This is a genomic window from Hydrogenoanaerobacterium sp. (assembly GCF_032017025.1).
In the GTDB taxonomy this organism is placed as follows: Bacteria; Bacillota; Clostridia; order Oscillospirales; family Ruminococcaceae; genus Hydrogenoanaerobacterium.
Genome location: NZ_DALZQO010000019.1, coordinates 1 through 11216, shown reverse-complemented (window position 1 = coordinate 11216; position 11216 = coordinate 1). Strand labels below are relative to the sequence as shown.

Annotated in this window: 11 protein-coding genes, 1 tRNA gene and 1 pseudogene; 3 read left to right on the top strand and 10 right to left on the bottom strand. The window is 42.7% G+C overall.

Going from position 1 to position 11216, the window contains the following annotated elements:
* Positions 1–13: 13 nt before the first annotated feature.
* From RTV33_RS11355 to RTV33_RS11340, 4 genes are all read right to left on the bottom strand, one after another.
* Positions 14–253: a methionyl-tRNA formyltransferase gene (locus RTV33_RS11355; RefSeq protein ID WP_312644346.1), complete on the bottom strand. Its 240-nt coding sequence runs from the start codon at positions 251–253 to the stop codon at positions 14–16.
* A 50-nt stretch (positions 254–303) separates the two neighbouring features.
* The gene (locus RTV33_RS11350; RefSeq protein WP_312644344.1) at positions 304–504 is read right to left on the bottom strand and encodes a helix-turn-helix transcriptional regulator; all 201 of its coding nucleotides are present in this window, start codon (positions 502–504) and stop codon (positions 304–306) included.
* Between the two features lie 247 nt (positions 505–751).
* Entirely contained in the window at positions 752–1465 is a 714-nt protein-coding gene (locus RTV33_RS11345) for a hypothetical protein (RefSeq protein WP_312644342.1), read from the bottom strand.
* A gap of 76 nt (positions 1466–1541) precedes the next feature.
* Positions 1542–2195 carry a sigma-70 family RNA polymerase sigma factor gene (locus RTV33_RS11340; protein WP_312644340.1) on the bottom strand — a complete coding sequence of 218 codons (654 nt, stop codon included), beginning with the start codon at positions 2193–2195 and terminating at the stop codon, positions 1542–1544.
* A 125-nt stretch (positions 2196–2320) separates the two neighbouring features.
* Here RTV33_RS11340 and RTV33_RS11335 point away from each other — a divergent pair, with 125 nt between their 5' ends.
* The 3 genes from RTV33_RS11335 (at position 2321) to RTV33_RS11325 (ending at position 4451) form a co-directional block, all read left to right on the top strand.
* A complete protein-coding gene (locus RTV33_RS11335; RefSeq protein ID WP_312644339.1) occupies positions 2321–2542 on the top strand; it encodes a helix-turn-helix domain-containing protein in 222 nt (73 codons plus the stop codon).
* An 88-nt stretch (positions 2543–2630) separates the two neighbouring features.
* Positions 2631–3857: a tyrosine-type recombinase/integrase gene (locus RTV33_RS11330; protein WP_312644338.1), complete on the top strand. Its 1227-nt coding sequence runs from the start codon at positions 2631–2633 to the stop codon at positions 3855–3857.
* A gap of 9 nt (positions 3858–3866) precedes the next feature.
* Complete coding sequence (locus tag RTV33_RS11325; RefSeq protein ID WP_312644336.1) at positions 3867–4451, top strand: DNA-binding protein; 585 nt, start codon at positions 3867–3869, stop codon at positions 4449–4451.
* A gap of 188 nt (positions 4452–4639) precedes the next feature.
* On the opposite strand, the gene RTV33_RS11320 is transcribed toward RTV33_RS11325, so the two are convergent.
* From RTV33_RS11320 to RTV33_RS11295, 6 genes and pseudogenes are all read right to left on the bottom strand, one after another.
* Positions 4640–5071: a YkvA family protein gene (locus RTV33_RS11320; protein ID WP_101910001.1), complete on the bottom strand. Its 432-nt coding sequence runs from the start codon at positions 5069–5071 to the stop codon at positions 4640–4642.
* A gap of 149 nt (positions 5072–5220) precedes the next feature.
* Positions 5221–5306, bottom strand: a tRNA-Ser gene (locus RTV33_RS11315).
* A 481-nt stretch (positions 5307–5787) separates the two neighbouring features.
* A complete protein-coding gene (locus tag RTV33_RS11310) occupies positions 5788–6864 on the bottom strand; it encodes a class B sortase (protein WP_312644330.1) in 1077 nt (358 codons plus the stop codon).
* Between the two features lie 187 nt (positions 6865–7051).
* Positions 7052–8098 carry a G5 domain-containing protein gene (locus tag RTV33_RS11305; RefSeq protein ID WP_312644328.1) on the bottom strand — a complete coding sequence of 349 codons (1047 nt, stop codon included), beginning with the start codon at positions 8096–8098 and terminating at the stop codon, positions 7052–7054.
* 707 nt (positions 8099–8805) lie between these two features.
* Positions 8806–9213: pseudogene (locus RTV33_RS11300) on the bottom strand (VOC family protein).
* 265 nt (positions 9214–9478) lie between these two features.
* Complete coding sequence (locus tag RTV33_RS11295) at positions 9479–10672, bottom strand: DUF4417 domain-containing protein (protein WP_312644327.1); 1194 nt, start codon at positions 10670–10672, stop codon at positions 9479–9481.
* Positions 10673–11216: the final 544 nt, after the last annotated feature.

The window sequence follows — 11216 nt, the reverse complement described above, 5'->3', positions numbered from 1 at the left end:
GTTGGCACCTCCGTTACTTTAAGTCGAATTCTTGCGTCAATAGGTTGACCAGATATTTAGCTGTTTCTCGGTCGAGCTGTATGGATTGACTAAGTTTTTCTGGATTTTCTCGATCAATTCTCCCGTATGTATCAATTTGAATATATTTAGAGCCTTTCATCTCAAACACTGTATAGGTAGTGTATACCTTATCATGGATAGTGTTGCGCTGTTTTTCAATTTTTTTAATATTTGAAAGATTAATTTGTGCCATATTGCCATCTCCTTTAGTAGGCGTTGACTTTTCAAATATGTGGAGTACTTTTATTGGGTAACTTCCATTATTTCTTCTAACTTGCAATCTAAACTTTTACAGATTTTTTCCAAAACCTCAGTGGAAACATATCCGCCTTTCCCCATCTTTGTAACGGTAGCAGTACTGATGCCAGATAGTCGACACAGATCCTTTTTCATCATGTCTTTATCAATCAATAGTTTCCACAGCTTTTTATAGCTCACAGCCATAAAATACACACTCGCTTTCTATCTACAAGCATAAAAGCTCTGCCCGAAGAAGGCAGAGCTTTACTTTTGGTATATCTGCCAATTGCAACAACAATTCTCGACAGCGTTGTATATTATTTTACCACAATATAGAAAATTAGGCAACACTAAATGATGTGTTCGCATGAAAAATAATATGTTTTGAAAAGTATTAGTTTATTTTCAGTAGATAACTTAATTGTTTGTTGCATGCTCTTTGCCCGGTATATTATCTTTTCTCCCGAAACACCTTCACATTAAAGTAATTCCTACACTTCACACTGCAAAACTCGCTTTTCTGATGGGGGTTATAGTATACCGTACCGCAATTTTTGCAGACCTTGAGAGGCGCAGCAGTGTCGGTAACAGCCAGCCCATAGGCGAGGCGCAGCACATCAATTAGATCATCGGGTTGCCAGACCATTTGCGGCGGGAAGCCAGCGGTCAGCCGATAGCTTAACCCACTGGGGATAGACTGTGTGGTCAGCATTGCAAGGTCAGATTGCAGATGCTTTGGCAACTGCTCCGGCAGTTCTCCTCTGGTAGCAAGAAAATGCAGATACAGCTTTTGAAACTCCGCTGTAAAATGGCTGAGCTCCTCACCGTATTCCTGACTGCTATGCTCCTTGCGAGCTGGGGAAATGTTCCCGCCTTTCATCGGAAATACTCGGCTCCCATCGCTTTTGTGCAACCCCAGCAAGCCGTGCTTTTGAACAAAAGCACGACATTCACGCTCTACCTCGTCCGATTTTTGATAGACAGCCTTGCCGAGATTCAGGGCATCCGTCAATAGCTCCTGCAAGTTCTCGGTGCTGCTGTATGGTAGTGAAGTGGCGTCGGTGCTCGGCATGATATAGCGACCATTTAGAGCATCTGATATTTCATAGGCTGACCAGCGTATCCACATCGCATTGAAATCGGGAAATATATTTTTAAGCTCCATGATAAGCCCTCCATTTGTAAGTGCTGTAATAATAATATCATATTTCGCGTGGCGTCGCAATTTGCGACGCCATCTTTTATGCCGCCATGCCCGTTATTGCTTTCTTCAGCTTTGGGTAAATCCAGCAGCTGATACCCCAACCAATCGCAAAGGTTGGGAATAGCATAATAAACAGTACTGCTGTAACAGCAACGATGGAGCCTTCCGCACGGTTATCTTGCAAGACATCACGCATTTTTCCATAGGTTCTTTTCAAAATATCCCGCACATTGCGGTCGGTGGTGCCCAGCTGCTTTGCGATCTCGCTGTTTTTCATCTTCTTGACGATGCTCATATGAACCACATTTTGCTGGTGTGGTGTTAGCTCCTTGATCGCCTGTGCCAGCGCGGGGTCGCTCATCAGCTGGTACAAATCCTCGGGGTTCTTTGAGAAAATGCGATTAAGCCAGCTCTCCGTAGGGTCTTTGGGTAGTCCTCGCTGGGGTGGCAGAGCCTTGGCCTGCCTTTTGGTAGGCGCCTTTGCATCCAGTCCTCTGAAATCACAATTTTCTGCCTGCCTGCGGTGAAGATTGACGGTATCTCTATCCAGCTGTTGCAATGCCTGTTCCTGCATTTTCGCCCAAGCTACCACCTCTGGGTCGCTGTGATCCAAATAGGTTTCTGCTGTTACCTCGGGGTCAAACTGGTTGCCCCAAAGCCACTCCATTTTCTTTTGATTGGTTGCTTTCAAATAAATTCCTCCCTTTTCTGACTACTTCCGTTTTTTACGTTCTCAAGGTCTAATAGATAGATGAATGTAATTTATGTAATTATAATATACAATTACATTTAAGTTTTGTCAAGAGGGGTGAGCGGATGAACAGAGAAGAGAAAATGGTAAAGCAGTATGGTTTGATGTTTCGGGATTATCCCGATGCCGTCACTCCCGAGCAGGTGCAGGAGATGCTTGGCATTGGGCGGCGCAAAACCTACGAGCTACTGAAAAGTGGCGAACTGCCCAGCATTCGCATGGGGCGGCTGTATCGAATCCCGAAGTTGTCGGTCATCGATTACTTATGCGGAAACAGAACTTTATAACCGAAACGACTTGTAAAAAGCGTCTGCCCAAGGTAACATCACAACACCTTGGGCAGACGCTCATTGATTATAAGATTGGAGGACTATGATGAAACAGAAAAACCGCCCAATTACGGGTAATTTGAAGGATCGCGATGGAAAATACACTGCCATCATCAACGCTTATGATGAAAACGGCAAGCGACAGCAGAAGTATCACGCTCTTGGTATTCCTGTAAAGGGCAACAAGCGCAAGGCAGAAGCGGCTTTGCAGGAAATTTTACGCCAATATGAAAGCGAAGAAATCAAAATTGAAAAGGCAAAGGCTGAGTCGCCATTGTTTGCTGATTTTCTAAAGGAATGGTTGGAGCTAACCGCCCCAACTATTGAGCGCACTACCTATCAAAGCTACAAAAGTATGATTGATGCCCGCCTTGACAGCTTTTTCAGAGAACGCAAACTGCATCTTGATGAGGTGGAGGCACGGCATATCCGTGAGCTTCACCAGTCCATCTTTGCCGACGGCTGCAATGCCAATTCGGTCATTCACTATCATGCGGTGGTACGCAAGGCACTGCAATATGCGGTAAAAAATGAGCTAATTTCCACTAATGTGGCAGATAAGGTTGACAGGCCAAAAAAGAATAAATATCTGGCTTCCTTTTATAGCAAGGCGGAGCTAACCACATTATTTGAATCCACCAAGGATGACCCTATGGCAATCGTCATCCAGCTTGCCGCTTTTTACGGGCTACGGCGCAGTGAGGTACTGGGGCTTCGCTGGAGCAGTATTGATTTTGTACAAAACACCTTGTCGGTTAATCACAAGGTGACCGAGGGCAAGGTGGACGGCAAAATTACGCTGTTTACCGAGGATAAGTTGAAAACAAAATCCAGCTTTCGTACCTTGCCGCTGATCCCCTGTGTACGAGAGCTGCTATTCGCCGCCAAGGAAAGGCAGGCAGAATATAAGGCGCTGTTCAAAGGTTCTTATTGCAAGGACTACGAGGATTATATCTGCGTGGATCAAATGGGCAAGTTGTTTCGACCCAACTATATCACCGATCATTTTAAACTGCTTTTATCGCAAAATAGACTGCGAAAAATTCGTTTCCATGACCTCCGTCACAGCTGTGCCAGCTTGCTCTTGGCACAGGGCATTGCCATGAAACAGATTCAGGATTGGCTGGGACATTCCACGTTTAATACCACAGCAGACATCTACTCTCACCTTGATTTTAGCTCCAAGCAGGATTCCGCCAATGCAATCAGTGCGGCGCTGAACCCTTTGCAAGAGGAGCCGGAGGAACAGCAGGGCATGACCATGCAGATGTAGGAGTAAGTTATGGATTATGAAAAGCTAAGGGAAGAGTACCCCGAAGTGATAACAATGGAGCAGTTTTATCGCATTGCCCATATCAGCAAGCGCAAGGCGAGCTGGCTGCTCACCAACGGCGTTATCCCCTGTGAGGACAGCGGCAAACAGACACGGCGGTTCAAAATTCACCTTGACGATGTGATTGAGTATTTGCAGAAGGTGCAGGACGGAACACTTGATGTGTCAATTCCAAAGGGCATATTCGCAAGTGGAGCATCGAGCAGACCTCCTCAAGAATATCTTGATTGCGATGAGTTGAAAGAACAATTTCTTGCCGATTGGTATGATGCGCCCGATATGCTCACCATAAAACAGGCAAGTGAGATAAGCGGATATGTGGGGACGAGCATTTTGCGATGGGTAAATCGAAAACAGGTAAAAGGGGTGTTATATCATGAGCGATATTTGGTTTCAAAAGAGTCACTTGCCGACTTTCTGTCATCCAAGGACGGACAGGACATTGTGCAAAAATCGGAGTTTCATCAAGGTGTAATAGCAGAATTTATGGCAGAACAGAAAAACAGCGGCATGGAATTAACCATGTCGCTGTAAGATTTTAACTGTTTCTTAAGTATCGAATGACTATCCAAATAAGCCATATTCCACCTGTGCAAATACCAGTATAAAATCAAATATTAGTCCTAAGAGTCCTCGTTTTTTCAGTTTTACAACCTCCTATTTCAAAAATGGCATTGCAGCCTTTCATAATAGGAGATGTATTTTTTGCAAACTGTAAAGCATTAGATTTCGTCGATTATTTGCTTACCGTTATCTTTGCGCCATGTCTTATAATCCTCAATCTCAGTATGCAATGTTTTGAGTGCCCATAGAAATACTGCTACATCATCAAGCCAGCCCAATGCCGGAATAAAGTCGGGGATCAAATCAATTGAGGACACAATGTATATTATTGATGCAACGATTAAAACTACTGCACTTATGGGAATGTCGGTGTATTCTTTTTTTATGTAGCTCTTTACTAATGATACCATGCAAGCTAAATCACTTGCATATTTCCCAATGGCGGGAATTGTTTTTAGGATCTTTTCAAGACGTTGAATCAACCTTTCAAATTTATCTTCGCTTTCAATAATTTCCTGGGCTTCACTGCTGTGTGATTCAACAGCTTTAGTTAGCGCTTCTTCATTAAAGAAACTTGTCGTTTCGCTCATAATTGTTTCTCCTTTTTTCTAAATTGATATTTGGGTTCCATTATAAGCTATGTAATTTCTGCGAAAAGATAATTTTTACCAACAACCAAATTATACATCATAAAACAAAAAAAGAAAAGCCCAGAAATCATGATGAAATCTGGGCTTTTTGGCGGAGAGTCAGGGATTCGAACCCTGGGTACTGACGTACACAGCATTTCGAGTGCTGCACCTTCGACCACTCGGACAACTCTCCATCTGTTTTCAATCGGTTTCCCGACAAAAAATCAAATATTCACTTGTTTGGATAACTGTGAGCAAGCTGTGAGCATAGGCTCTGTTTTCTTGTTTTCTGTGATAGCACAAACCCTGTATTCATGCGGGTTTGCAGAGATTGAGTGGACACGTAACCGAGTTGATTTCGAGTGCTGCACCTTCGACCTCTCGGACAACTCTCCATTTATTTTCAATCAGTTTCCCAATGAAAACGTAACTATTTAATTGTTTGAAAAACTGTGAGCAAAGGCTCAATCTTTATGCCACCTAAATCGCTCAAAGCCCTTTATTGCGGGTTTGCGGCGTTGTGGCAGAGGAAGCATCAAGCTGATTTCGGGCGCCGCATCTTCGTCCACTCAGGCAACTCTCCAAAATGTGGAGCGTAGTACGCTCCACATTCGGACGCATATTAGTATAACAAATTTTCATAAAAACTGCAAGTGTTATTTTATATAGAGCGCTTACACATTTGGACGAATAGGGTTCGGGTTGCTTGTAATATTTACCGATGAATTCACATTGCTGACCAGCTTTGCCATAACCACGAAGCGCTGACGGCTGCTGGAGCCAAAACGCCTGGTACAAGTGGAAAGCGTAATAATCTTATCACTGGAGGAAACAGGCACATCATAGATGTGTTCACTGCGAGCCTTTGCCCCGTCAATAATCCACTGACCACCTGCAGCAGAAATATAATTAAAATCAATATCGGTGTAGAAGGCCGCAAAAATCTGCCATGCCATCTCTTCACTGCCGGTGGAAAACCATAGATAAGGGTGGCTCTTGGCAAACGAAAGGTGCTGGAAGGCAGTGAGCTGCGCAAAGTGAGTGTCGGAAGCCGAGCCAATGCGCGGCATACTGCTGTAGTTGGTCCAGTTATGGCCATAAACAACCGTATTGGGTGAGAGACTGCCGCTGCCGCCACTTACGCTGCAGTTGCTGTCCGCCCAAATAACGCCCTGTCTGCTATAGTTTTTATCCATACCTTTTTCGGTATAGTAATTGGTATAAGGGCCCTGCACCACGGGGTAGTTAATGTTGGTACCGGGAATCTTCAACCAGCCGATGGTATCGCTGTTAACGGTTTTCCAATAGCTGATGTTATCAAACCCCGAACCACCCATTGAGACAGGTTCAGCAGCGGCCGGAATAGTGGGAACCTTTTTATGCAGCTCTTCGAGCAAAGGGTGAACAGAAACACCCTCGGCGACACCGAGGTAATTCACTACAAAAGCATCCTCCGAATAACAGGGCATAACATCTGCCGTGGTGTTGGTTAACGAAGCAGTTTGAGATACTACGCCAAATTCGGCAAGCTCCGACTCGCTGGGTGCCGCCTGTGCGACAACCGGCTGTTGCGTTAGTTTAGCGAGTAGCTGGGTCACGCCAAACCCACAGCAAAGAACAATTGCAAACAACAGCGACATTCTAAAAATGGCTTTGGGAGGTATGCGCGTCTTTCTACGGCGGCCCTGCCGACGACGGTTTTTTGAATAGTATTCAGAGGAATCGCGCCGGGGCGCATGATTAGGTGACATCTTGGGTACCTCCTGCCAATAAAAATCTTCAGCTATTGTATGCCGATACTGGTTTATTATACCATACAAATGCAATAGCTGGCAATTATTTTACCCAAAAAATTCTTAATTATTTATATGAAAAGGCACAGACATGCACTACCATGTCTGTGCCTTATTTGCTCTGATTGCGGAACGCTGCCCGCTGTTATTCTAAGATATAGATATTTACATTTTTAACGCCGTTGAGCTGGCTCTCACGATAGGTCTCGTAGTACAGGTCAACGTCAATGATGCCCTGCATCAAGGCGGTACCGGTGTCTGATGCAATCGCATAGCCATAAACAAAGCTGCCGTCCGCTGAGGTAATATACAGCTTGGAATTATAAGGAATAACTTTGGGATTTACAGCGACATGACCATAAAACAGGTCGTTGCCCGACGCGCCCCACGCGCCGTTGCCGGCACTGTATGCAGTTGCACGCGCACCTTCGATTACCTTTTTATAGCTGGTGGGTGCATTGTTTACAATGTTGTAGCCAAAGTCAAGGTCAGAAACAGGTACCTTTGCGCCAACCAGCGCAACCTGCGTAACAGGGCGCACGGTAATGTTTTCTGCAATTAGGGTAGCCTCTTCCACAACGCCGTCAATGGTACGCTCCGAGTAGGTTTTTACTAGGGTGCCGTTGCGTCCGCTTTGCAAAATCTCGCTGCGGCCGCTGCGCAGCAATGGCGTTAGTTTCTCCACGCGTTCGAAGGGGATGTCCTCTTCTACCTCAGTGTTGCGGTATTCAACGCGGTTGATCATGATTTCGTCGCCTTGCTCCACAAAAGTGGAAAGAGGAATGTTGATGATGTCATCATTGTTCATCTCAACACCCGCAAGCTTCAAGGCATCGCGTACGGTACCGTTCACCATAGAAACGGTCTGGGTGTTCCCATCTGCAGTAATGCTGACGTCAAACGCCCTTGAGATGTACACTTCCGCGACATTATTTTCAAAGCCATCAAACTCAATTATGTCGTCTGCCTCTGTTGTAATGCCTTCGCTTGCAAGAATCTCGTTGATATCGTCCTCAGCTGTATGGATGAGGATAGTTTCGTCTTGTTCGTCGTCGTGAATATAAACTGTATTGATGGTAGCCGATGTTGCGTAAACGGTCATCGACAGCAGTGCTGCAAGAAGTCCCACTGCAAAGATACGTGATTTAAAAAAGTTCAATACAGAGAATACCCATTGTAGAATGGTTCTCATACAAATCTCCTTTGGTTTTCATTCTCAAGGCAGTTTCTGCTCGCAAGGGAAAATGCCACAAGCAAAAAGGGCTTACCCAAAACTTGCATTGGAATTAAGTTCCTTGAGTGTATTTTTACCAGAGCAGTTGTCATTATATTCAATGAAAAGGCAGTTGTCAACTTTTTGTAAACTTTAAAAAGCGCATAGATAGGCGGTTTTTAAAGAAAATGCACGCATTTTATAAGAGAATAGCAACAAAAATGTATATATATGAACCGATATTTCATCAAAGTAGACAAAATTTTAGAGCAGCATTTGTATACAAAATGCACAACAGGATTCGACAAATTCGCCCAATAAGTCACACAATCGACAAAACTATTGACATGGAAATGGAAATTCTACATTCCAAAATATTATAAGAATTCTTCCAACCCCAAAATTTTTCATGAGCGCGCAACAAAAAATGAAGCGTAAGGCGTATTTTGTTCTTGCTTTTGAGGTCTGTTTTCAGTATTTTTATTTCAAAATTTGTAAAATAAAAAGTCATGTATAAGCTAAAACGTTCATACATGACTTTTTTCTGCGAGCTCCACTATATTAAGATATCCCCCGATTTCTAAGGTGGATTTAAATTGTCATGTGGCAAAGATTATGCTCATTTTTTCCGTAACGTTTAACTCTTCAAAAGTGTTTCTAAATCCGATACAGACACATCCATGCGTTTAGAGGTTTCCACCATCGACATCCCGGAAACTCTTTACGACCATCTTCATATTCTCGCCCACTTCAATAATGTGACCATCCAAATCGTAAAAACGGATAGAGCGTTGCCCCCATCCAGCTTTATTGACGCCATCCCCCACGTATTTAATGTCGTCGCGTTGTTCTAATTTTGAAATAAAGCTATCAAATTCATCTTCCTCAAATTATAGCTCCATATTATGAGATTTTTTCAATACGTTTTTCTTGGGAAAACCGAGCAGACGGCCAAATTCCTGCTGCAAAGATAATCCGCCAAAGGAAATATTTATGCCATAATCTTGAAAGACCTCAAGCCCAAACAAATCCTGATAAAACTTTTTGGAAAGGCATACATCCTTCACAGCTATACATACACCCTGATATTTCATTTGAGTTGCCTCCGTCAATATAAATAATCCGCAGTTCAATACAGTCCGATAAATTCCGATTTATCGCTTTACAAAAAACAGAAATACTCCTTGCTTCACTTTATCATAGAAAAAGAAAAAAGTCATGCATGAGTTAAACCTCATACATGATTTTTTTGTGAGTAGCGTCAATTTCGGATATCGTACAATTTTTAGATAGCAATTTGAGCTATCATCTTACGGGGATTATACTTATAATGAGAATTTGGCAAGAAAATAGACTGTATTAAATTGTACGATATAGAACTTCAACTTGTGTAATGATATCTCGCAGACTATTATCATCAACTAAGTATTCAAGTAGTTCTTCTGTTGTATCATAGAGCTTTTCTGTTTCTTGTTTTAAGGCTTGGCAAATGCTGATTTTGTTGCCAATACGACTTATGTCATATGTTTTACCTCGCCAAGTAAATTCCACTTCTCCGCCATCGTTGATACACCATTTAAATTCGCTGATTGTGGAAAATCTGTCCTGGTCTTTGCTGTTTGGCATAATCATATTTTTCATATACCGTCCTCCTGTCAATGATTTAAATTCGGGGGCATCATTCGGGTAGTTTATTGGCGAGCCGGGCAACGGATTTCCTCGTTCGCTATCCCAATCGATGTTATGGTCATGTGGATTTGTGTGTGCCCATGGCTTATTGTGATCTGTGTAGTGCCGCTCTTTTACCGCTTTTCCATTATCTCCAATTTTTGTTTCAAATTTCTCACCATTTTTTGTAAATGTTATCTTTTTCTCCCCAGGCTTACCCAAAAAGCGCTGATCGTCTGGTTTATTCGGACTTGGTTTCCACGCTCCGCCATAGGTACTGCCCATACCTTTGAAATAAGCATCATCCCTCATAACATAGCCACTCTTGATGACAATATCGCTATTTTCCGGCAATACTTTTTTCCCTAAAATATAGGGTATATACTTTGATGGCTTGTAATCATCATTTTGATATTTCCAAGAAGATAACTCATAATCTACAAATATAATATTGCCTTGCATTTCTGGGAAAGGCTGATTATAGCAAATGATACGTTCCGGCTCAATTTGCCTAAGCATTTCGTTGTATCCTTTTAAGAAAATTTCTTTTTGGTCTTGGTGATTATTGTGCTCACTTACCATATAGGTAGACACTGCAACGATACTGCCTTTGGGAATTCCCATGAAACAAAAATTAAAGGTGTTTTCATTACCCCAACTAACGCTAGGAATTACTCTAATTCCTTTAGAGGCAAAGTAGGCACCACACCAACGGTTACGAAAAGTGTTATAGAGTTGTATTGTTGGATTCATTTCCAAATACACACTAAAATCTGGCGACAAGACCGCACGATATCGTCTTAATTTTTCGATGTCATTGTCTGGAAATTCACAAATGATGCTTGCTAAGGTGGCTACATAATAATTACATTCTAAATTTATCACAAATAAAGAAAAAAGTCATGTATGAGCTAAAACGTTCATACATGACTTTTTGTTGAGTGGTCTGGTAATTGTAGATGTGAGCCTATTTTTATAGGGGGATTTGAACTATCACACACTCAAAACCTATCATCATCAGAATGAGGTCATTATATGGGTAAACCCATCAATTTTTCGGCCGTTCACGATTATCTATGTTAGTAGTGAAATCGGTATTTGATTTTGCTCGACTAAGCACGGTAGCGGTGGGTAACACTTCAATTTCTGCCCAAGTCTTTCTATGGGCGACCTGATGCTTAGATTTGATTTTTTATACCATATCACTTTGAGGTAGCAGAAGTAAATTTTAAGTCTACAGATATATTGAAGAGCCTTGTTAGCAATTTGGGATGCACCTATCCCTTGGCGGAACGGCTCACATCTCGGCACAAAGGCTCTAAAATCGTTTTTGATGTGACCAGTGGCGTTGCTATCCTCAGTGGCGCACAAATGGGCAACAACGGGGCAACAATTGCTTTCTGTTTCGATAGGGGTTTCCACGGTCAAA